Origin of the sequence: Paenibacillus sp. NFR01 (assembly GCF_900111565.1) — a bacterium.
GTDB lineage: Bacteria > Bacillota > Bacilli > Paenibacillales > Paenibacillaceae > Paenibacillus_AQ.
Genome location: NZ_FOIK01000001.1, coordinates 2,262,038 through 2,283,181 on the forward strand (window position 1 = coordinate 2,262,038; position 21,144 = coordinate 2,283,181).

Below are 21,144 nucleotides of genomic sequence, written 5' to 3' on the forward strand. Positions count from 1 at the left end.
GTCTCATCCAGTCAATGGTTATTGTCTCTCTAGGGCTATAATCTCACTTGCGATTTGTGCCGCACGCAAAAAATCACCTGACTTCTCCGCCTGGATCATTTCTTCGCGTTTTTGTTCCATCCTGCGCTGTACCGGATACTTCCGCACTTCGCGGATACAATCGTCCAGAACCTGCGGATTCCAGCCCGGCGGATGATCCATCATAGAGATCGACGTTACCGTCTTTTCCAGGCGGTCATCCTGAAGCGATGACAAAAACAGCGAGATATCCGGCGGTTTGCCTTGCGCGTAATAGGCATATAGATAAGCGGCAATTGCCGCATGATCATCGATGTTGAACTCTTCTCCGAGGCGCTCGCCGACATAGGTCGCCGCTTCCGGATCTTGAAGCATCAGCGAGAGCAGTCTCCGTTCCGCAACATGATAAGCGGGCAGCAGCGTGGGTGTCTGCACCTGCCCTTTTTTATGCCTACCATTATTCCACCTTTTATCGTTATTATCCCCTTCGGGAATGTTTTTTTGCATGGACGCCCGCAGCAGATTGCAATCCTGCTTCAAGCTATCATATGACAGCTCCAGCTCGGTGGCGATTTCCCGCAAATACACTTCCCGTTCTGTCGAGGAAGCAAGTGTAGCGATAATCGGCAGCGCCTCCTTGACATAGGCGATTTTACCGTCTTCTTCTACGAGTATATGGTTTTTTTTCAGATATATAAGCTTAAATTTTATAGACGAAACCGCGGACTCGATAACCTGGTTCCTGAAGCGTTCGCCGCCGTAGCTGGCAATAAATTCGTCGGGGTCCATGCCGCTCGGAAGCAGCGCAACCTTTACCCTAAGGCCGCCGCCCTCCAGCATCGGAATAGCCTTCATCGCCGCAGCTTGTCCGGCACGGTCGCCGTCGTAGGCGATAACGATTTCATCCGCCATGCTCTTCATCAAAGACACATGACCTTCGGTAAGCGACGTCCCCATCGTAGCCACGCCGTTATGCACGTCTGCCTCCCATGCCGAAATGACATCGCCGTAGCCCTCAAAAAGGACGATTTGCCGCGTTTTGCGGATGGACGCTTTGGCCTGGTGCAGGTTATATAACGTGCGGCTTTTGTTAAACAGCTTGCTTTCCGGCGAGTTCAAATATTTCGGCTGGCCCTCGCCGAGGATTCTTCCGGCAAACGCGATGACCTTGCCCGTACGTCCGGCAATCGGAAAGATCACCCTTCCCCGGAAACGGTCAATGTACCCTTTGCCTTCTCCCCGCGCCGATAACAATCCGCCCTTCTCCATGGCCGGGGGATCAAAACCACGCCGCTCCAAAAACTGCAGCAGCCGGTCCCACTGGTCGGGCGCAAATCCGATTTGAAACTGGTCGATCATTTTGTCGCTGAAGCCTCTGGACCTTAAATACTCCATGGCAGACTTGCCGTATTCCGTGTTCTTCAGCAAATAATGATAGAATTTGGCAGACAATTCATATGCCTGCAGCAATCGATCCCGTTCGGGGTCCGGTGGCGCCACATAGCCTCCGCCGGCTTCCGGGAAAGGAATGTCGCTTTCTTCTGCCATGATGCGGACAGCTTCGGGGAAGGTTAATCCTTCAATTTCCATCCTGAATTTGATGGCATTTCCGCCCATGCCGCAACCAAAGCAGTGAAAGACGCCCCGTTCCGGGGTCACGGTGAAGGAAGGGGTTTTCTCCGAATGAAACGGGCAGAGGCCCCATAAATATTTCCCCTGCTTGGACAAATGGACAACCTTGCCGACGGTATCCACGATATCATGCCGCGCAAGCACGCGTTCGATGATTTCTTCCGGGATATTTCCGTGTCCGTTAGCCACTGTAACCACCTTCATCTCTTAACAAATAAATATAATTCGCTAAATTTGCGCGTTCTCCTGCAAAAGAGTCAAAAGTTTTGTCAGTTTATGTTGAAAAAGAATTTTTTCTTCCGCAGTGATCGCTTTCGGTCCTTTCGCATATGTTCCTCTTCGGCGTTCCACCGCTCGCGCATGCCGGCCCTCCAGCATAAAGTCCATCGAGCGATCGTCGTATTCGCGCCCCCGGAAGGAGAGCGCCTTGCAGCGTTTGCCGAGCGCAAGCGCGGCCAGACCGTAATCCGAGGTCAATACGATATCGCCGGGACGGATATGGTTGGCGATGTAGAGATCGGCGCTTTGATCGCCGCGGTCTACCTGGACGACGCTTACGCCTTCCTCCGCCTGCAGCACATGGTCAAAAGACGAAACCATCAACACCGGAACGCGAAAAGAACGGGCCACCGCCGCAATCTCCTTTTTGACCGGACAGGCATCGCCGTCGACCACAATTGTAGTTCTTCGGGCTTCTTCCAAGGACATCACCCGTTTCCCGTGTAATATATATACGCTCCCAGGAACTAAATTCCTTCTTTCAGAAGCATAAATACGGAACGGATGTCAACTTACGAAAATTGGCACCGTTCCGTATATTTATACCCTAAACCAGCGATCTATACCAAAAATGCAGCAAATGCGCAGGATTCACCATTTCACACCGTCTAAGCGGGTGCTACCAGACCAGCTTGCCGAAATCGGCAAACGCCCGGGAATCGGCGTCGATGGCAGACAGCAGCGCCAGACGGTTGGCGCGGATCTGCTCATCTTCGGCCATGACCATTACGGAATCGAAAAATCCGGTAACGGCATCCTTCAGTCCGGATAAAAGCGCCAGCGCTTCGGCGGCGTTCCGCGCTTCGCGCGCAGCCGCATAAGGAGCGTGCTTGGACTGCCAGGTAGCATACAGTTCCGATTCGGCTTTTTCGGTGAACAGCGACGGATCAACCGCGGCGTTGCCGCTTGCCTTGGCCGCCAGATTGGCGACGCGGGTCAGCGAATCGACCGTAACCTTGAAATCGGCTTGGCTGCTCACCGCATCGGTAAGCGCGCGGCTCCGGTCCACTACGTCAACGATGGAGTCAAAGCCTGCGGCAGTAACAGCATCCACGACGTCGTAACGAACGCCATTGTCGGCGAGAAGACGCTTCACGCGAAGGCCGAAGAATTCGTAAAGACTTATACGCAGCTCGTTCGCAAAAGTTTTCTCCGGACGGAAACTTTTGTGAACCTCAAGCGCAGCGGCGAAAATTTCGTCCAGCCCGATGGATAACTTATGCTCCAGCACCATTTGCACGATGCCTGCCGCTTGACGGCGCAGCGCGTAAGGATCCTGGGAGCCGGTCGGAATGATGCCGATCGAGAAGCAGCCGACGATCGTGTCGATTTTATCGGCCAAGCTGACGAGCAGGCCCGCTTCCGTCGAAGGCACGGCGTCGCCGGCAAAACGCGGCTGGTAATGCTCGAAGATGCCTTTGGCGACATTTTCCGGCTCGCCGGCTTTGCGGGCGTAATCCTCGCCCATGGTGCCTTGAAGCTCAGGGAATTCGTACACCATTTGCGTCACGAGGTCGAATTTGCAAATATCCGCGGTGCGGCTGACCTCGGCGGCCGTCTCGCCGGAAAGTCCGAGCTTGGCGGCAAGGGAGTCGGCGATATTCCGGATGCGGCGCACCTTGTCGCCGATGCTGCCGAGCTCTTCATGATACACGATCGTCTCCAGCTTCGCCAGTGCGTCGCTGATCTTCAGCTCCTGGTCTTCCTCATAGAAGAACTTCGCATCGGAGAGGCGGGCGCGCAGCACTTTTTCGTTCCCCTTCGCAATGACGTCCAGCGATTCGCCGTTGCCGTTGCGCACGGTCACGAAAAATGGCAGCAGTTTGCCGGAAGCGTCCAGCACCGGGAAGTAACGCTGATGCTCGCGCATCGACGTGATCAGTACTTCCTGCGGAATGTTCAGGAATGCCGGATCGAACGTTCCGAACAGCACGGTCGGCGTTTCGACGAGGAACAACACTTCCTCCAGCAGATCGTCTTTGACGGCGATCGTCCAGTTTTTGTCGGCCGCCAGCTTGTTGATTTGCTCCAGAATCAGCGCTTGGCGTTCTTCTACATCAACCAGCACATGCTGTGCGCGCAGCGCCTCGACGTATTGCGCCGGTTCGGCAATCGTCGTTTCGGTTCCGAGGAAACGGTGGCCGCGGGTTACGTTGCCGGATTTGACGCCGGTAATTTCCAGGTCGATGACTTCCTGTCCGAACAGGGCCACCAGCCAGCGGATCGGCCGCACGAATTTGAAATCATAAGCGCCCCAGCGCATATTTTTCGGGAAGGTCATGGCATGCACGATGCCGTTCAGGCCTTCGGACAGCAAGGAGGCGGTTTCGACGCCGTCGCTGTTTTTCGTAACATAAATATACTCTACGCCGGCAAGCTCCTTGAACGTAAACGCATCCGGGGACACGCCCTGGCTGCGGGCGAAGCCCAACGCCGCTTTGCTCCATTGGCCGCTTGCGTCCAGCGCGATTTTGCGGGAAGGCCCCTTCACTTCTTCGCTGACATCCGCTTGTCTTTCGGCAGCATCCTTGACCAGCACGGCCAAACGGCGCGGGGTGGCATAAGCGGTTACGCCGCTGTGGGCGATACGCGAGGCTTCCAGCCATTTCAGAGTTCTTTCTTTCAGCTGCTCCATGGCGGCGCGGATAAACCGTGCGGGAATTTCCTCAAGTCCGATCTCGAATAAAATATCTTTACTCATGCCTCAGCACCTTCTTTCTTGAGCATCGGGAAGCCGAGCTTTTCGCGTTCCTCCACATAGGTATTCGCTACCGTACGGGCCAGATTACGTACCCGGGTAATAAAGCCGGTCCGTTCGGTCACGCTGATCGCGCCGCGCGCATCCAGCAGGTTGAACGTATGCGAGCATTTCAGCACGTAGTCGTACGCCGGGAAGACGAGGTGATTGTCCATCGCGCGTTTGGCTTCTTCCTCATAGGTGTTGAACAGCGTGAACAGCATTTTTACATCGGAAACTTCAAACGTATACGTCGAATGCTCAACCTCCGGCTGATGGAACACGTCGCCGTACGTCACGCCGTCCACCCACTCCAGATCGAACACATTTTCCTTCTCTTGAATGTACGAAGCCAGGCGCTCCATGCCGTAGGTGATTTCTACCGCGACCGGGTTCGTCTCGATGCCGCCCACTTGCTGGAAGTACGTAAACTGGGTAATTTCCATGCCGTCCAGCCATACTTCCCAGCCGAGGCCGGCGCAGCCGAGCGAAGGGTTCTCCCAGTTGTCTTCGACAAAACGGATGTCATGCAGCAGCGGATCAACGCCGAGCGCCTTGAGGCTCTCCAGATAAATTTCCTGGATGTTGTCCGGCGACGGCTTGATGATGACCTGGAATTGGTGATGCTGATACAAGCGGTTCGGATTCTCTCCGTAACGTCCGTCCGACGGACGGCGCGAAGGCTCCACATACGCCACTTTCCACGGCTCCGGTCCGAGCGAACGCAGAAACGTCATCGGGTTCATCGTTCCCGCCCCTTTTTCCGTGTCATACGGCTGGACGAGAATACAGTTGTGCGCCGCCCAGAACTGCTGCAGCGTCAGAATCATTTGCTGAAAATTCATGTTACCGTCTCCTTCGCTTGTAAAATAAATAGCCTTAAACCCACTCAGACAAAAAAGCTCTCGCCCCCATGCCTGAACATTCAGACATAGGGACGAGAGCGTATATGTACTCCCGCGGTTCCACCCTACTTGATTGCGCACCGGATCATCCGCGTTGACGGGGTCCGCCGTGCAATCCACTTTTTGCATTCGCCGCTTCCGCACTCCCGGGCGCCATGTTCATGAACGCTGCCCCGCCGGGCTTTCACTGTCCCCGGTTCGCTTTGGACGGCCTTTACGTTCATTACTTTCCCGATCGCCGTGCGTCTCCGTGTCACCGGAGCAATAGCGGTCATGTAAGCTTAAACTGTTCATATAATAACGGATAGAACGGATTTCGTCAAATATCGTATTTATCGAGCTGGTCGAGAAAACCTTGCGACTTCAGCCTCAGCCCGAGCTGCATGTCCATGAATCCGCGCATAATCTTCTTTAGCTCTTCCCGTGTGCTGTCCTTGACATCTACGTTGCCGAGCCTTGTCAGATCCAGCATGGCGAATACCCGCAGCAGCTTCAGCGACCGGGGCGAAATCTCCATCGCCGGCGGATCGTTGTGCTTGCAGGCGCGGCAAAGCACCCCGCCGAGGCGGGGGCTGATCCGCAGCTCTTCATCCGGCCGTTCGCGTCCGCACACGATGCATGCGTTCAGCTCCGGAGCGTATCCGGCCGCCTGAAGGATTTTCATTTCGAACATATTGATGATAACGCCGGGGTCCTTGCCCTCTTCGAGCGCCTGCAGACAGGCAGACAGCTGGCGGAACCAGAAGCTGCCCGTCTCCTCGTCATGCAGCACGCGGTCCAGCAGCTCGCAGGCATATGAAGCATAAGCCGCTTTGACGATGTCGGTGCGCAGCGCATGATGGGATTCCTTGATCTCTCCGGCGTTTAAGGTCCCCAGCCCACTGCCCCCCCGGAAAAACACGAATTCTCCCACGGTAAACGGCTGAATGAGTGCAGCATGGCGGCTTTTTACTTTTTTCGCTCCGCGTACGAGCACCCCTACCTTGCCGGCGTTTTCGGTGCAAAGCGTAATGATCGCGTTCCCTTCGCCGTAGTCCATGCTGCGGATGACGATCCCTTCCACCCTGTAAAGCATGCCTCTTCCCCCAACCATTCGGCGAGCAACCAGTCGTTATTGCGCTTCTTCATCCAGAACCTTCTCTTCCTCTGCGAGCAGCGGTCCGGCCTCCACCGGCGAATCTCCGGCCTCCCGGTACAGCAGATAAGCATCGACATCTCCAGTCATTGCAAAATACTTCCACGAAAAATCTCGCATTCGTATTCACCCTTTCTTCGGAAACACGATGTCTCTTCAGAGATAGGATGTGCGCAAAAACAGGTTCTATCCTTGCAATTCCTGCCATATACCGCCGGATACCGCAGCCTTAAGAGTCTTTATGGAAGCCCAAATCGCGCAGTACGCGCTCCTGGTTGCGCCAGTCTTTTTTCACTTTTACCCATAATTCCAGAAAAATCTTCGAGCCGAGCAGGTTTTCGATGTCCGTGCGGGCACGGCGGCCCACTTCCTTCAGCATCGCACCTTGCTTGCCGATGATAATGCCTTTCTGCGAATCGCGTTCCACAAAAATAACGGCGGAGATATTAACCACGCCATTCTCCTGCACGCGCATGTCCTCGATCGTAACCGCTATGGAATGCGGCACCTCTTCGCGGGTCATATGGAGAATTTTCTCGCGGATCAGCTCGGCGCAGACAAACTGCTCCGGATGGTCCGTTACCTGATCTTCGGGATAATATTGCGGCCCTTCCGGCAAATATTTAGTGATTTGCTCCAGCAGCGTGTTGACATTGCTGCCCAGCTTTGCGGAAATCGGCACGATTTCAGCAAATGACACGAGCTTACGGTACGACTCGATCAGCGGAAGCAGCGCCTCCGGCTCGATTTTGTCGATCTTGTTCAGCACCAGGAATACCGGCGTCTTGACATTAGCGAGCTGCTCGGCGATAAAGCGGTCGCCGCCGCCCATGCCTTCGGACGCGTCCACGAGGAACAATACGGCCTCCACTTCGCCCAGCGTGCCGATCGCCGTATTGTTCATGTAATCGCCCAGCTTCGATTGACGTTTATGAATACCCGGCGTGTCCAAGAAAACGATTTGCGAATCGTTCGTCGTGTACACGCCATGGATTTTGTTTCTGGTCGTTTGCGGCTTGTCCGACATGATGGCGATCTTCTGACCGATCACTTGGTTCATCAGCGTCGACTTGCCGACGTTCGGTCTGCCGATAATGGCGACAAACCCGGATTTGAATGGCATAACATCTTTCCTCTCGTGAATGGATGCAACTGAATATCTTTGATAAAGATTTTCGATCTCCCTAAATCCCCCTTAGCCAAGGGGGACCCCAAGGGCCCCGGCCCTCTGGACACCCGGAATGTGGCTAGGGCGGCAGAAAGGCGCGTTGTTGGCGGCTGTAGTGCGATGAGCGCTTTCGTTCCCTGCGGGAACACGCTGGAATGCGGCGCGGAATTGGAGCACTGCGTGCTGCGTTTGCGCGTGGAGCGCTCGTTCCCTATGGGAACATTGCTTTACTGCGGCACACTTCGGAGCGCTCGTTCCCTGCGGGAACATTGCTGCGTTGCATTTTGTGCAATGGAATCCGCTAAAAACGGGCGATTTCTTGTTTTGATTGCGTTTAGTGCAATGGATTTATCTACTATGCGCCATTTTAGGCGAAAAAGCAAAATTCTGTTGTATAAAATACAACAGAATCGGGGTTTTGCACAATAATCGGTCGTTTCGTTGTATAAAATACAACGGGCACTACCTGAACAGCCGCAGCGGCTCAGCTCGTCTTGCCCTGCTCCAGATCCGAAGGGCCAAACGCCCCCGGCAGCAGATCGCGTACCGTCGTTTCCGTCACGTCGCCCTTAAGATTACCGAGAAAAACCGGCATATCGGGCGGGCACAGCTCGACAAGCACCTGGCGGCACACGCCGCAGGGCGATACGGGACCGTCGGTATCCGCGACGACGGCGATCGCCTTGAACGAACCGGCTTGCTCACCGTCCGCAATGGCCCGGAACAGCGCAGTCCGCTCCGCGCAGTTGGTCGGTCCGAAGGCGGCGTTTTCCACGTTGCAGCCATGGTGGACATGTCCTTGCTGATCGAGCAGGGCTGCGCCGACGCCGAAATGGGAATAAGGTATATAAGCGTTGATTCTTGCTTTGATCGCTTCTTGCAACAGTAAGGCTGCGTCCATAAAGCCCCTCCTTAAATGAATGCTGGGTGGATTAGCTGCGTTCTTCCGCGGCGGGCACACCGCCGCGCACGGGAAGGTTATTCGAATATAACATAAAGGCGGATCCAGTCCATCACCGGATGATAAAAAACATAAATTCCCGCAATAATGGCAAACACCGCCGTGATTAAAACGGCTCCCGCAGCGGTATCCTTGGCAACGCGGGCCAGAGGGTGGACGTCCGGAGAAACCAGGTCAATCGTGGCTTCGATCGCGGTATTCAGCAGTTCAGCGGTCAAAACCAGCGTAATCGCGAGCAGCAGCAGCAGCCAGCTGGCCGGAGGCAGCCGGAATACAGCCGCAGCAATTAATACAAGCACCGACACTCCGGTATGTACTTTCATATTCAGCTCCGATTTAAAGGCCCACGCAATGCCCTGGGCGGCGTACCGGAACGAATGCCAAAACCGTTTGTGGCCGATCGCCGTATTCTTCGCCATCAGCGCGTCAACCCGACCTGCGCCAGCACGGCTTCCTGTTTACCCATCATTTCCGCTTCGGAAGCGGCATCCTGGTGGTCGTACCCGAGCAGATGGAGAAACCCGTGCACAAAAAGGAAGCCCAGCTCGCGCTTCAGGGAATGGCCGTATTCATCGGCTTGCTCCTGCGCCCGTTCCACGGAAATGATGATATCGCCGAGAATGTTAGGAACCTCTTCCAGCTCCTCGCCTTCCTCCAGTTCGTAAATGATATCCGGTTCATCCTCCAGCGACTCGTTCATCGCAAACGACAGCACATCCGTCGGGCGGTCAATTCCCCGGTATTCCATATTCAACTCGTGGATCCGCTCGTTATCCACAAAAGTCAGCGCGACTTCCCCGTCCTCCACGCCTTCGGCTTCCCCCGCCTTTTGCAGGATGTTCTCCAGCAGGCCGATCCATTCGCCGCCGATTTCAAATTGTTCCTGTTCGTTGCTCCATACTAATTGCAGGCTCATGCATTCGCGGCCCCTTCCTCTTTTTTAGGCTTGCGCACATCTTCAGGATATTCAATCCGGGAGTGAAAAATCCCCATCACGGTCTCCTTCAGCGTCCGGGCGATGATGTCCAGCTCCTTGATCGTCAAATCGCATTCGTCGAATTGATGATCGTCGAGCCGGCTTTTGATTATTTTCTCGATCATGGTCTCCACCTGCACTACCGTAGGCTTGCGGAGCGAACGTACAGCGGCTTCGACGCTGTCCGCGATGCCGACCACAGCCGCTTCCTTCGACTGGGCCTTCGGCCCCGGATACCGGAAATCCTCTTCCGTGAAATCCGGCTCGATGCCTTTTTCCTCCGCCAATTTCAGTGCCTTATGGTAAAAATAATGCAGGAACGTCGTGCCGTGATGCTGCTCGGCAATATCGCGGATCGGCTTGGGCAGCTTGTATTCCTTAAGCATTTCCACGCCGTCGCGGGCATGTGCCACAATAATCGATTTGCTCAGCTTCGGCTCGATCGCATCATGCGGATTTTCCATGTCGTTCTGGTTTTCGATAAAATAAAACGGCCGTTTCGTCTTGCCGATATCATGATAATACGAACCTACCCGGCAGAGCAGCCCGTCCGCCCCGATGGCTTCGGCAGCAGCCTCGGACAGATTGCCGACCATCACGCTGTGATGGTACGTCCCCGGCGTCTCCGTAAGCAGCTTGCGCAGCAGTGGATGGTTCGGATTAGACAGCTCTACCAGCTTCAATGCGGACAAAATGCCGAAGGTGGCTTCGAAGAACGGCATCAGCCCGATGACAAGCACCGCCGTCAGCAAGCCGCTGGCAAAAGCGAAGCCCGTCGCATACAGGGTCGACGTCTCGTTCCAGACCCCTCCGCCGAGCAAAATCAGCATAAAGACGGAGACGCTGCCGAACAGCGATACCATAATCCCGCCCTTGAGGAGGGTCGAGCGCTGACCGGCCCGGTGGGTGGCGAAGATCGCAACATAGGACACAATAAGGGCAAAGAATCCGAAGTTAAAATCGAAAACCGAATTTGTCTGCACGTTGAAAATAATGCTGGACAACACGGCAAACAGAATCGAGCAGAAATACGCCAGCGTCAGATCGAGCAGCATCGTAATCAGCATCGCGCCGATCGCGACCGGCGCCAGATAACCGACATAAGTACGGGCATCCGTTTGTAAAATGGCGATTAAACGCATGGAGATAATGTTGATGATGAAGACAAGCACCAGCATCAGCAGCTGGGAATTGTTGTATTTAAAGCCGGAAGGGCCGCCCGAATAACGGATGAACGCCAAAAGTCCGGCCGTAAGCAGCACCGACAGCAAAAAAAGGCTGAACTGCGGCCAGTAATTGACCTCGCTGCTGAGCAGCTTGTTTTCGTCAAGAAGCGCGTACAGTTCGGGGGTAATCACTTGCCCCTTGGCGACCAGCACATCCCCCTGCTCGATATAGACAGGCGGCGTGTTGTCGCGCGCCTGCACTTCCGCTTCCTTGGTGGCATCCTCGTCGTAAAATTTGTTGGCCGTAATCGCAAGCCGAACCAGTTCCTGCACGACCTCCCGCGCCGTCCGCTGGTTCAATGAACTGATGCTGACGAGCTCCGCGACCTTGGCGCGAACCGCATCGGCTTCGGAGATCTGGTCGTTCATCAGCCGGCTGACAATGTCGCGCGCCACCGGCTTCATGTCGATAATGTCCTGCGAAGTCAGCCGGGGGATCTTGATAAACGTTTCCTCCGGAATCGAATACGCCTGTTCCTTGATTTTATCCTGCATTTCGGTTAGCAGGTTATCTGTGTAGGTGCCGGCGCTTCGGGCCGACGCCACGTAACTTGCCACGAAATCGTTCGCCCGCTGCGGGATTTCCTCTCGGTAAATCGTAATTTTATCGCTTTGGGAGATGGAGTCGTCCTGATTCAGGCGGTCGATCCGGTCCAGCAGGGACGTTACGAGATTTTCCGAGCGCATCTGAACGATCTGGTATTTGGGAAGGACATTCTCCGCCGCCTGCTCTTGCGCTTTAAGCGTCGCTTTCTTGTCCTGAATCTTCATCGGCGCCGTAATCTCCGTGGCGCTGACCGTATTCACTTTAATGTCGTATTTCTTCGGCACCAGGTCCGGTGCAAGGCTGAAATAAAAAACAAGCCCCAATAACAGGAAAAGAGCATAGCGCGTCGCCGCGCTATACTTCCATCCGTTGTTGCTGTATACAAATGCGCTTAGTTTCGAAGGTTGCTTGGAGGCCATAAGACAATCCCCTTTTAATCAAGGTTTTCGGCAGAGCGGTCATAGGCAACGATTATTTTCTGCACCAGGGAATGCCGTACTACATCCTGCTCGGCAAAATAGACAAAGCCGATCTCTTCAATGCCCGACAGGATCGAAGACGCTTCGATCAGACCGGATTTTTTGCCGCGCGGCAGGTCGATCTGCGTCACGTCGCCCGTAATGACCATCTTGGAGCCGAACCCGAGGCGGGTCAGGAACATTTTCATCTGCTCCGGCGTCGTATTCTGGGCTTCGTCCAGAATAATGAACGAATCGTCGAGCGTACGGCCGCGCATATACGCCAGAGGCGCAATTTCGATCAGCCCGCGTTCCAGCGCCTTGGCGACCTGATCCGGGCCCATAACGTCGTACAGGGCGTCGTAAAGCGGGCGCAGATACGGGTCGACCTTTTCCTGCAGATCGCCGGGCAGAAATCCGAGGCTTTCCCCCGCTTCCACCGCCGGACGCGTTAGCACGATGCGCTTGACCGAGCCTTCTTTGAGCGCGGCCACGGCAAGCACGACGGCCAAATAGGTTTTGCCCGTACCCGCAGGTCCGATGCCGAAGACGATGTCGCGTTTTTTAATCGTAGTCACATAATGCTTCTGGCCAATGGTTTTGACACGGATCGGCCGTCCGCGGAAAGTCGTCGTAATTTCTCCTTTGAACAAGTCGAGCAGCTGGTCGGCATGAAAGTCCTTGGCAAGCTCCACGGCATACTGCACATCGCGTTCACTGAGGATGTAGCCGCTGCGGATCAGCGACAACAGCACAAGAAACAGCTGTTCCAGCATGTCCACCTCGCGGCCCGCGCCGCGGATCGTAATCTCCGCCTCGCGCGAGTCAATGACCGCCGGAATCTCCCGTTCGATGATTTTTAGAAAGCCATCCTGCGGGCCAAACAGAGCTTGCGCTTCTCCCGCATTTTGCAAAGCTATACGAATGCTTGAAGTCTGTTCTGACAAGTAGCCTCATTCTCCTCAGTTGTTTACTATCGGAAGTTCTTCCGCGATTCTCTCTTCCACCTCGAAGAGCACTTTCATATAAACTTTACCATTCTCTCTCTTCTCATGCAAAATTTTTTGACTTTTGATCACGCTGTCGGTTCCGTTTTTCGCCAGAATATCGGCCTGCGCCTGCCGGATGCCTTCCTCGCGCGCCGCCTCCGGCGTCTGCGTTTCCGTGACCTGCCGGGACTCCAGCTCCTTCTCGGTCATCACGCCGAGCGGAAGGTCATACGCGCGCCAGGACAGCGGATCCAGCTCGGTCAAGGTGCGGGACGAGGCGAACCCCGATTTTCCGTAACCCCAAACCTGGATGGCCCAATGGCCCAGCACCACGTAGATCCGGTCCTTGCGTTCTCCGGTATATTGGCTGCTGGTGGTCTTGAGCGGAACCTCGATATTGTATTCATGCCATACCAGCCCCCGGACCTCGCCTTTGGCGACCACGGTCTGGTGATTGGCCTCATCGCCGAGCGTTCCGGAAATTAGGATCTGGCCTTTCTTTACCCGCGAATGGATGCCGACGACCGGCCGGCCTTGCTCGGCATAGATTTCGGTAACGACGGCATCGGCCGAACTGACGAGATGCCTCGGATTCAGCAGCGGCCGCGGCTCCGGCTGATCGGCTTCCACCACCTGGATCGTGATGTTCGTCCCCGTACGCTGAAGACCCACCCAGGTTACGCCGGGGATTCGCGAATTCAGCTGTTTCGACAGCTTGTCCGGTTCGCCGAGGCGCCAAATCCACTGAAACGGAAAAATGCCCTCCTGCCGGGCAGCGGCCAAAATATCCTCCGAAGGAATTTTGTCGTTGCCCTCCACCTCCACATTCCAGACCATGGAGGAAAGCAGCAGCAGACCGATACCGAACATTAAGATGCCCGCGGCAAAAAACTTCCGCTTCCACAATCTCGCCATGCGAAATGGAAGGCCGTGCCGGGATTTCACATGCATCCGGCAGCTTGTCCCCCGCAGGAGCGGGCGCAGCCGGAAAAAATCATCCAGCAGCAACCGGAGCTCGGCGCCTCCGGCAGCAGGTTTGACATTCCAGATCAGGATTCCCGCTTCTGACAAGGCATTGATGAACCTTTCCACCTGCGCTCCCTTGATTTGCAGCGTAACGTATCCCCGCAGCGCCGAAAGAGGCGGCTCTTTCATAATTTCTCCTCGCTTCCCTTATATCTGATTTCTCCGATGCTCCCTTCAACCGCCAGTTCCTGGCCCACGATGTTACGGATCGAGAGATTGTTGCCGACAATCTCCAGCGAGCCCTTGGACAGCGCGATGCGCAGCTCGGAGTCTGAAAAATGCAGAACACCGCGATGGTTCTCAATATGCAATTCCTGGTTGCCGATCAGGGTAATGCGGGGCAGCTCCTGCAGCACATCCTGCGGAAGATCCAATATTCCGCCCGTCAAACCCCGCAGTTTGCGGCCGATCCGGGTCATAAGTAGCCTTCTCCCCCTTCCTGCCTTCTGTAACACCTTATGCGGGCAATCTTTTTTTTATGAGGATGCGCGTATGGCAATTGGTGCGGACAAAACGAAAAAACCTCCGTACTCCCTGGCGGGAGTACGGAGGTCCGTAAAACACGAAAAACACCCCTCGTTAAAGGGGTGCTAGCGTTTTATTATTGCAGAAACTGCTGAACCGCTTGGTTCACGATTTTACCGTCAGCGCGGCCTTTGACTTTCGGCATCAGCGCGCTCATTACCTTACCCATATCCGCTTTCGAAGAAGCACCGGTTTCCTGGATGGTCTGCTGTACAATTACTTTAATTTCTTCTTCGGTAAGCTGCTCTGGCAGGTATTTGCTGATAATCTCGATTTCTGCTTTCGTATTGGCGGCAAGCTCATCGCGTCCCGCCGTTTCAAACTCCTGGAGGGCATCTTTGCGCTGTTTGATTTCACGACTAAGGATATCAAGCACTTCGTTGTCGTCTAATGTTCTCTTCAAATCTATTTCAAGATACTTTATTGTAGAACGAACCATTCGAATGGTGGAGAGTGTGAACTTGTCCTTACTCTTCATCGCTTGCTTCATATCTTCGTTCAATCGATCGCTAAGATTCATGCTACAGTGATCCTCCTAGAACTTTCTCTTGCGAGCAGCCTCAGACTTCTTCTTGCGCTTCACGCTTGGCTTCTCATAATGCTTGCGTTTCTTCACCTCAGCCAAGACACCATCTTTAGCGATGGAACGTTTAAAGCGACGAAGTGCAGCATCAATTGTCTCGTTTTTACGAACTTTCGTTTCAGACACCAGTTTTCCCTCCCTCCGACCAGACCGTCCAAGAGCATAACAACACGGTTCATCAAATTTCATTATAGGTCAAAAATAAATAGGGTGTCAACCTTCACACCATTCTTTTTTCTGCCGGCAGCAAGACGCACTTCCTATGTCAGGCATGCGACTTCGATCCGCCGACAAGCGCGCCGAGTTTGGCCCCGCCGATCAGATGGTAATGAAGATGCGGCACGGCTTGTCCGCTGTCCGGTCCGCAGTTATTGATCAGCCGGTATCCGGACTCCTTGATGCCCAGTTCGGCGGCGATTTGCTGGGCGACGGCGTGGATTTCGCCGATCAGCGGCAAATCCTCGGTCGTCACTTCGTTCATCGAAGGGATCGGTTTTTTGGGAATAATCAGCACATGCACCGGAGCAGCCGGTTCGATGTCGTAAAAGGCCAGAATGCGTTCGTTTTCGAATACTTTTTTGGCCGGAATTGTGCCTTCAATAATTTTGCTAAATATGGTTTCCATCCATTAGCCTCCCAAACAGTTGGTTTCGGTATGCAGTCTTGCCTCGTTATCCTCCATCATACAGGATCGTAACGGATTACGAAAGCGAACGTCATCTTTGTGTCTACAGACAGCCGAACTGTATCAGGTACAGACCTCAAAACACCCCTTCATAGTGAGGGGTACCTTTGTGAAGTCCGGTATTTTGCGGAGATTCCGGGAAGTATACTTTCTTTATAAGCAAAAAAGACAAAAAAAAAGAAACACCCTTCTCCGTTCAGAAAACGGAGATGGCGGCGAACGTATGATTAGGAGATGTTGCAGTTCCCCGTCATACGTCCGCCGAGGTGTTTCAAATGATGTCGGCTTAGCTGTATTATAACAGTGCTATGGTGGTGTATCTGTGACCAACGTCACTCTCTAAAAAAAGACTTTACATTTTTTCCAAAACAATGCGAGAGCCCTCTCCGCCCTGCTCGGCCGGTACGACAATCAGCTTGCGCGGCAGCCTGGCCCGCAGTTCCGGAACATGGCTGATGATACCGACCGACAGCTGATCGTTATGCAACCGCTCCAGCGACGTAATGACGGTCTCCAGCAGCTCGGGATCGAGCGTGCCGAACCCTTCGTCGAGGAAAAAGAATTGCAGCGGATATTGGCCCCGCAGCTGGATCTGTGCGGACAGCGCCAACGCCAGCGACAATGAGGTCAGGAAGGTCTCGCCGCCGGATAAAGTCGACACCGGCCGTTTCACTCCGCCGTTGCCGTCGTCGCGGATGACGAAGCCGCCGCCGGAATCGACCTCCAGCGCGTAGCGCTGCTTGCTCAGGAAACGCAGCCGCTGCGACGCGGACTGGCACACCTGCATCAGCTGCTCTTCGGCGATGTATTCGACAAAGGCGTTGCCGCGCAAAACGGATTGCAGCTTGGCCAAGCGGTCCTGCAGCACGGCATGCTCCTTGCGCCGCTCCTCCAGCTCAAGCCAGCGAACATGCCGCTGCTGCACATCCTCCAGATCGCGCTGCGCCCGCGCCCGGGACTGCAGCGCCTGCTCGTCCGCTTCTTTACCGGCACGCAGCGCCTGGACGCTCTCCTGCCACTGCGTTTCGCTTAGGCTGCCGGTCCCCAGCTTGGCCTCGATATCCCGCAGCTGAAGCGCCACCTCGGCTTCTTCGGCGCGGTACGCCTGAACACGGGCAGCAGCTTCCGTCCGCTCGTCTGCGCCAAGCGAGGCAGCTTCCACTTCTTCCGGTGCGGAGAACGGCGAAGCGGCCAGGCTCTCCTGCCAGCGGGAAGCGGCGGATGCGAGATGCTCGCGTGCCGAGACCTCCGCCTGGCGGGCAATCGCCGCTTCCCTCGTCTCCTGCTGGGACAGCTCCGCTGCGCTGCGGGCGCGCTCGCGGCCGCTCTCCAGCGCCGCCTGCAGTCCCCGCAGCCGCTCCTCGCATTCCGCCAGCAGTTCAGCAGCGGACCGGCCGCCGGTAATTTGCCGCAGCCGTTCCTCTTTCTCTTGCGCCAGCACTTGTTTGCCCTCAAGCTGGGCGTTCCAGTGCGTCAGCTCCTTGTCGAGCCCGGCTGCCTGCTCCTGCAGCGACTGCACGGCGGCGCTTTTCTCGTCGAGAAATTTCACGGCGATGTCCAGACGGCCGCGAATCTCCTCTGCTTGCTCATCCTTGTGCTGCATGTCACGGTAAGCGGCTTCGGCTTCGCCCGGCGCCATACCGGGGAAGCGCGCCTCCCATTCGCCGCGCAGAGCCGCAAGCCCCGCACGCTGCTCATCCGCTTTGGCCGCCAGCCCGTCCGCCCAGGACTGCTCCGCCGCGGTCTGCGCAGCTTCCTTATGGCTGTGCTGCTGCGCTTCCTGCATGGCGCGCTGCCATTCCCCCGCCGCCCGGCGCTGTTCGCCGGAGCGCGCTTTTAGGCGGGGCAGCGCCGTCTCCAGCGCGGACAGCATGGTTTCGTCCGGGAGGTCTTGTCCGGCATGGGAAGCGCCGCTAGGCGTAAACTTAGCATCGCCAAGGGCCATACCGCCATCGAAGCTAATGCCGGCAGCGGCCCATACCGCAGCCAACGAAGGCGTTTCGGCGCTTTGGCCCGATTCCAATAAGCCGGCGGCTTGTTCCTGCGGCCACCCCAACGCCTCCTGCGCCAGCCCGGCGGCTACTAGCGCCCCTGAAGCTTCGCCGGCCAGGTCTCCGTAGGCCTGCTCCAGCCAGGCCTGATCCTGCTCCAGCTGGCCGCGGAGCAGGTTCGCCGCCTCGTGCGCGCGCTTCTCCAGCGCACGGACGGCTTGCAGCCCCTCTTCCAGGGCTGCAAGGCTGTCTTCCGCGCCGTCAACAGCCGGCGCGGGATGATCCATGCTGCCGCATACCGGACAGGGCTGCCCTTCGAGCAGCCCCCCGGCCAGCGTCAGCGACAGGCGGCGGCGCTCCTGTGCCTTGAGCGCCGCCTCGTGCGCCGCTGCGCGCTCCGCCAGGCGCGCGGCCGCGGAAGCCGCTGCGGCGGCGCCCAGCCGCAGCGCTTCGCGGTGCAGGGCGGCGGCGTTCACCGCCGCGCCGCCCTGCGCCGCCAGCGCCTGCTGCCGCTCCCCGGCGGCAGCGAGGCGCGCCTGCGCCGCCGCGAGCTGTGCCTCGCGCTCGCGGCGCTCCCGTTCCGCCGTCCCCCACAGGGACTCGGCGGAACGCAGGGCTTGCAGCCGCTGCAGGGCCTCCTGCAGCGACGCCCGCTCCTGGGAGCGCACCGAAAGGGGCTGCAGGCTCTGCTGCAGCTCCTGCTGGCGCTTTTGGCCCTTGGCCAAAAGCTCGCGCTCCCGGGCCAGTGCCTCCCGGCGGGCGGCCAGCCCTTGGGAGGCTTCGCTTTGCCGCGCGAGCGCCTCGGCGAGCTCGCGCTGCAGGCGTGCCAGCTCGGCTTCCAGCTCAAGCGCGCGCCGGAATTGGTCGGCCCCCTGGCGGAGGGCCGGCTCTTCCGCGGCCAGCGCGGCGGCGGCGGCCGTTTCCGCAGCGGCCAGCGCCTCAGCGGCCGCCGCAGCTTCGGCCGCGGCACGCTCGCGCGTCTCGGCGAGGTGCAGCTTGCCGCGCCAGGCTTCGTCCGCGCTCCGCCAAGCAGCAAGCGCGGGCAGCCGCTTCTCGGCTTCGTCGGCCTTGCCAAGCTTCTCTTCCAGCAGCCGGATGGCCGGCTCCCGCTCGAGCAGCCCCTGCCGCTGCCGTTCACGGCGTTGCCGCTCCTCCTGGAGCTCGCGAATCCGGGCATACTGCTCGTTCAGACGCTGCGCCGCTTCCAGCTTGGCCCGGCATTCTGCCGCGTGCCGGACGGCTTCCTCCAGCCGCCCGGCCGCCGTGTCTACATCGGCCTTGCCGGCGCCGCCCAGCCCCTGCTGCTCCGCTTCCAGCGTCTGCAGCGCGGCATCGTTATCTTTCACTCTGCGGCTCAGCTTCATCGCAAGCTGGTCGCCATACTGTTCCAAATGGAATAAGCGCTGCAGCATCTGCCGGCGGTCGGCGCCGCGAAGCGACAAAAACTCGGCGAATTTGCCCTGCGGAAGCACGACCGCACGGGTAAAGTCGTCCATCTTCAGCCCGATATGCTCTTCCACGCAGCGGGTCACGTCAGCCAGCTTATCCGCCAGCACTTCTTCCCCGTCGGCATGTACCTCGATGAACCGGCTGATCGTGTTGCTGACCGACTGCTCGCCGGTCCGTTTGAATTTGCGCTCCACCCGGAAGCGGCGGGGACCGGCCGCGGAGGTCAGCTCGAAGGTAAAGGCCACGCCGAGTTGATCCTCGGAATGGTTCATGATGCCCTGCGTCCCGCCCGCCGCCCGTTCCACTTTGCCGTACATGGCCAGTGTAATGGCATCGAGCAGGCTCGATTTGCCGCTGCCGGTCGGCCCGAAAATCCCGAACAGCCCCGTCTCGGTCAGGCCTTCGAAATCGATAGTCTGCTGCTCACGGTAGCTTTGCAGCCCCGCTACTTTTAACGTGATCGGCTTCATGCGCTTTCCTCTCCTTCTCCCGGTTCATGCTCCGCCGCCAAATCCAGGAACAGCTCGATCAGGCTGTCCTCCGGTTCCGCGCCGCCGGTCTGCCGCTGATAAAATTTGCGGAACAGCTCCTGCACCGGCATCCGCGACCGGGACAGCTCCTCCAGTTCCTGCTCCATCTGCGGGTAAACCGGGCGGATGTGGACGATGCCTTCCCGCAGCTTCCGCAGCTTCTGGATGTCGTTCATCGACATCGCCTCGGTCAGACGAAGCTCCAGATCGATAAAAGCGTCCAGATCCCGTCCTTCTTCCAGCCAGCCGTATACTTCCTGCAGCCCGCCGGCGGATTTCCAGTTGACCAGCGGCCGCCCGCTGCGCAGATAGATTTCTTCAAATACCGGTTCCCCGCCGGGGGCAATGTCCAGCAAAGCAACAGATTTGGTCTGTCCCGCCTCCGAAAAGCTGTACGCCAGCGGCGAACCGCTGTAGCGGATCATGCCCTCGCCTTTGACCTTCTGCGGACGGTGCAAATGGCCGAGCGCCGTGTACTGCGCGCCGCAGGCGAGCGCCGAAGGATCCACCGTATACGCTCCGCCGACCTGGATCGGGCGTTCGGAGTCGCTCTCTACGCCGCCGAGCACGTAAATATGGCTCATCGCCAGATTGACCGTCTGCGGCGTAAACGGCTGGCCCAGCAGCTTCATCAGCTTGCCGACGCGCGCGCTGTATGCCAGCCGCAGCTCCTCTTCCCCGCTGTCGCCGGCCAGCAGCTCGCCGAGCCGCGCTTCGGAAGGGTAAGGCAGGGCGGCAATCAGCGCGGTTTCGCCGGTACGGGCGATATGCACGCTTACCGGGTCGGCCACCGGCAGCCCGACCAGGGAAATCCCGCGTTTGCGGACGAGCGGGGAGACCGAGGAGACCCGTTCCGGCTGGTCATGGTTGCCGGCGATGACGACCAGCTGGCGGCCTTTATCGGTCAGGCGGGCGGCTGCCTCGTAGAATAGCTGCTCCGCCGCGGCCGGCGGATTCACTGAATCGTATACATCTCCGGCCATCATGATCAGGTCCGCGCCCGACGAATCGGCGATGTCCACTAGCTCGTCCACGAACTGCTCCTGCTCCTTCAGCCGGCTTCTACCCTCCAGCGTCCGGCCCAGATGCCAGTCGCCCGTATGCAAAATACGCATATCGTCTCTCCCTCTTTCCCCCGCCGCCGCAGCGGCATTTTGACATTTATTTTTTAATATTTGTTCGATAGATTCACGGCACCGTGAGCATCGCTATGTCTGCCCAATCGGCTGAACTGCGCTGGATTCCAAACGTTCGATTGCACGAAATCTCCCAAACTCTAATTTTAGAATTTAATAGATTCCCAGGCAAAGAAAGCCCTAGGAAT

At 57.2% G+C, this 21,144-nt stretch carries 19 protein-coding genes; all 19 read right to left on the reverse strand.

Translation table 11 applies throughout. From position 1 onward, the window contains the following. Nucleotides 1–18: 18 nt before the first annotated feature. Nucleotides 19–1,839 (reverse strand): DNA primase, encoded by a 1,821-nt coding sequence (gene dnaG, locus BMW84_RS10480; protein WP_091067470.1) that lies wholly within the window; start codon nt 1,837–1,839, stop codon nt 19–21. Between the two features lie 39 nt (nt 1,840–1,878). Then, a complete protein-coding gene (locus BMW84_RS10485; protein ID WP_091067473.1) occupies nt 1,879–2,358 on the reverse strand; it encodes a YaiI/YqxD family protein in 480 nt (159 codons plus the stop codon). Between the two features lie 190 nt (nt 2,359–2,548). Beyond that, nucleotides 2,549–4,630, reverse strand: a complete 2,082-nt coding sequence (gene glyS / locus BMW84_RS10490) for a glycine--tRNA ligase subunit beta (RefSeq protein ID WP_091067474.1) — start codon at nt 4,628–4,630, stop codon at nt 2,549–2,551. Beyond that, nucleotides 4,627–5,511, reverse strand: coding sequence for a glycine--tRNA ligase subunit alpha (glyQ, locus tag BMW84_RS10495; RefSeq protein ID WP_091067476.1), 885 nt, complete (start codon nt 5,509–5,511; stop codon nt 4,627–4,629). Before glyQ ends, glyS begins: the two co-directional genes overlap by 4 nt. A 379-nt stretch (nt 5,512–5,890) precedes the next feature. Further along, nucleotides 5,891–6,646, reverse strand: coding sequence for a DNA repair protein RecO (recO, locus tag BMW84_RS10500; RefSeq protein ID WP_091067477.1), 756 nt, complete (start codon nt 6,644–6,646; stop codon nt 5,891–5,893). Between the two features lie 36 nt (nt 6,647–6,682). Beyond that, a complete protein-coding gene (locus BMW84_RS10505; protein ID WP_091067480.1) occupies nt 6,683–6,826 on the reverse strand; it encodes a YqzL family protein in 144 nt (47 codons plus the stop codon). Between the two features lie 109 nt (nt 6,827–6,935). Further along, the gene (era, locus tag BMW84_RS10510; RefSeq protein WP_091067483.1) at nt 6,936–7,829 is read right to left on the reverse strand and encodes a GTPase Era; all 894 of its coding nucleotides are present in this window, start codon (nt 7,827–7,829) and stop codon (nt 6,936–6,938) included. 529 nt (nt 7,830–8,358) lie between these two features. Further along, nucleotides 8,359–8,775, reverse strand: a complete 417-nt coding sequence (gene cdd, locus BMW84_RS10515) for a cytidine deaminase (protein ID WP_091067486.1) — start codon at nt 8,773–8,775, stop codon at nt 8,359–8,361. 77 nt (nt 8,776–8,852) lie between these two features. Next, a complete protein-coding gene (locus tag BMW84_RS10520; protein ID WP_091067488.1) occupies nt 8,853–9,254 on the reverse strand; it encodes a diacylglycerol kinase family protein in 402 nt (133 codons plus the stop codon). Further along, nucleotides 9,254–9,751: an rRNA maturation RNase YbeY gene (gene ybeY, locus BMW84_RS10525; RefSeq protein WP_091067491.1), complete on the reverse strand. Its 498-nt coding sequence runs from the start codon at nt 9,749–9,751 to the stop codon at nt 9,254–9,256. Before ybeY ends, BMW84_RS10520 begins: the two co-directional genes overlap by 1 nt. Then, entirely contained in the window at nt 9,748–12,003 is a 2,256-nt protein-coding gene (locus BMW84_RS10530) for an HD family phosphohydrolase (RefSeq protein WP_091067493.1), read from the reverse strand. Before BMW84_RS10530 ends, ybeY begins: the two co-directional genes overlap by 4 nt. 14 nt (nt 12,004–12,017) lie before the next feature. Continuing rightward, nucleotides 12,018–12,989: a PhoH family protein gene (locus tag BMW84_RS10535; protein ID WP_091067496.1), complete on the reverse strand. Its 972-nt coding sequence runs from the start codon at nt 12,987–12,989 to the stop codon at nt 12,018–12,020. 15 nt (nt 12,990–13,004) lie between these two features. Next, complete coding sequence (yqfD, locus tag BMW84_RS10540) at nt 13,005–14,186, reverse strand: sporulation protein YqfD (protein WP_091067498.1); 1,182 nt, start codon at nt 14,184–14,186, stop codon at nt 13,005–13,007. After that, nucleotides 14,183–14,476 (reverse strand): sporulation protein YqfC, encoded by a 294-nt coding sequence (yqfC, locus tag BMW84_RS10545; RefSeq protein WP_091067501.1) that lies wholly within the window; start codon nt 14,474–14,476, stop codon nt 14,183–14,185. Before yqfC ends, yqfD begins: the two co-directional genes overlap by 4 nt. A 182-nt stretch (nt 14,477–14,658) precedes the next feature. Beyond that, on the reverse strand, nt 14,659–15,102 hold the full coding sequence (locus BMW84_RS10550) for a GatB/YqeY domain-containing protein (protein ID WP_091067503.1): 444 nt from the start codon (nt 15,100–15,102) through the stop codon (nt 14,659–14,661). 15 nt (nt 15,103–15,117) lie between these two features. Then, on the reverse strand, nt 15,118–15,291 hold the full coding sequence (gene rpsU / locus BMW84_RS10555; protein ID WP_005547957.1) for a 30S ribosomal protein S21: 174 nt from the start codon (nt 15,289–15,291) through the stop codon (nt 15,118–15,120). A gap of 139 nt (nt 15,292–15,430) precedes the next feature. Then, on the reverse strand, nt 15,431–15,790 hold the full coding sequence (locus BMW84_RS10560; RefSeq protein ID WP_091067506.1) for a histidine triad nucleotide-binding protein: 360 nt from the start codon (nt 15,788–15,790) through the stop codon (nt 15,431–15,433). A 412-nt stretch (nt 15,791–16,202) separates the two neighbouring features. Beyond that, nucleotides 16,203–19,760 (reverse strand): AAA family ATPase, encoded by a 3,558-nt coding sequence (locus tag BMW84_RS10565; RefSeq protein ID WP_091067508.1) that lies wholly within the window; start codon nt 19,758–19,760, stop codon nt 16,203–16,205. Next, nucleotides 19,757–20,935, reverse strand: a complete 1,179-nt coding sequence (locus BMW84_RS10570; protein WP_091067511.1) for an exonuclease SbcCD subunit D — start codon at nt 20,933–20,935, stop codon at nt 19,757–19,759. Before BMW84_RS10570 ends, BMW84_RS10565 begins: the two co-directional genes overlap by 4 nt. Nucleotides 20,936–21,144: the final 209 nt, after the last annotated feature.

What these genes read in the sequence shown, in the direction of transcription:
- era (WP_091067483.1), bottom strand. Translation starts at nt 7,829, where the DNA reads ATGCCATTCAAATCCGGGTTTGTCGCCATTATCGGCAGACCGAACGTC.
- BMW84_RS10485 (WP_091067473.1), bottom strand. Translation starts at nt 2,358, where the DNA reads ATGTCCTTGGAAGAAGCCCGAAGAACTACAATTGTGGTCGACGGCGAT.
- BMW84_RS10560 (WP_091067506.1), bottom strand. Translation starts at nt 15,790, where the DNA reads ATGGAAACCATATTTAGCAAAATTATTGAAGGCACAATTCCGGCCAAA.
- glyS (WP_091067474.1), bottom strand. Translation starts at nt 4,630, where the DNA reads ATGAGTAAAGATATTTTATTCGAGATCGGACTTGAGGAAATTCCCGCA.
- BMW84_RS10530 (WP_091067493.1), bottom strand. Translation starts at nt 12,003, where the DNA reads ATGGCCTCCAAGCAACCTTCGAAACTAAGCGCATTTGTATACAGCAAC.
- BMW84_RS10550 (WP_091067503.1), bottom strand. Translation starts at nt 15,102, where the DNA reads ATGAATCTTAGCGATCGATTGAACGAAGATATGAAGCAAGCGATGAAG.
- recO (WP_091067477.1), bottom strand. Translation starts at nt 6,646, where the DNA reads ATGCTTTACAGGGTGGAAGGGATCGTCATCCGCAGCATGGACTACGGC.
- yqfD (WP_091067498.1), bottom strand. Translation starts at nt 14,186, where the DNA reads ATGAAAGAGCCGCCTCTTTCGGCGCTGCGGGGATACGTTACGCTGCAA.
- yqfC (WP_091067501.1), bottom strand. Translation starts at nt 14,476, where the DNA reads ATGACCCGGATCGGCCGCAAACTGCGGGGTTTGACGGGCGGAATATTG.
- BMW84_RS10570 (WP_091067511.1), bottom strand. Translation starts at nt 20,935, where the DNA reads ATGCGTATTTTGCATACGGGCGACTGGCATCTGGGCCGGACGCTGGAG.
- BMW84_RS10520 (WP_091067488.1), bottom strand. Translation starts at nt 9,254, where the DNA reads ATGGCGAAGAATACGGCGATCGGCCACAAACGGTTTTGGCATTCGTTC.
- BMW84_RS10505 (WP_091067480.1), bottom strand. Translation starts at nt 6,826, where the DNA reads ATGCGAGATTTTTCGTGGAAGTATTTTGCAATGACTGGAGATGTCGAT.
- glyQ (WP_091067476.1), bottom strand. Translation starts at nt 5,511, where the DNA reads ATGAATTTTCAGCAAATGATTCTGACGCTGCAGCAGTTCTGGGCGGCG.
- ybeY (WP_091067491.1), bottom strand. Translation starts at nt 9,751, where the DNA reads ATGAGCCTGCAATTAGTATGGAGCAACGAACAGGAACAATTTGAAATC.
- cdd (WP_091067486.1), bottom strand. Translation starts at nt 8,775, where the DNA reads ATGGACGCAGCCTTACTGTTGCAAGAAGCGATCAAAGCAAGAATCAAC.
- BMW84_RS10565 (WP_091067508.1), bottom strand. Translation starts at nt 19,760, where the DNA reads ATGAAGCCGATCACGTTAAAAGTAGCGGGGCTGCAAAGCTACCGTGAG.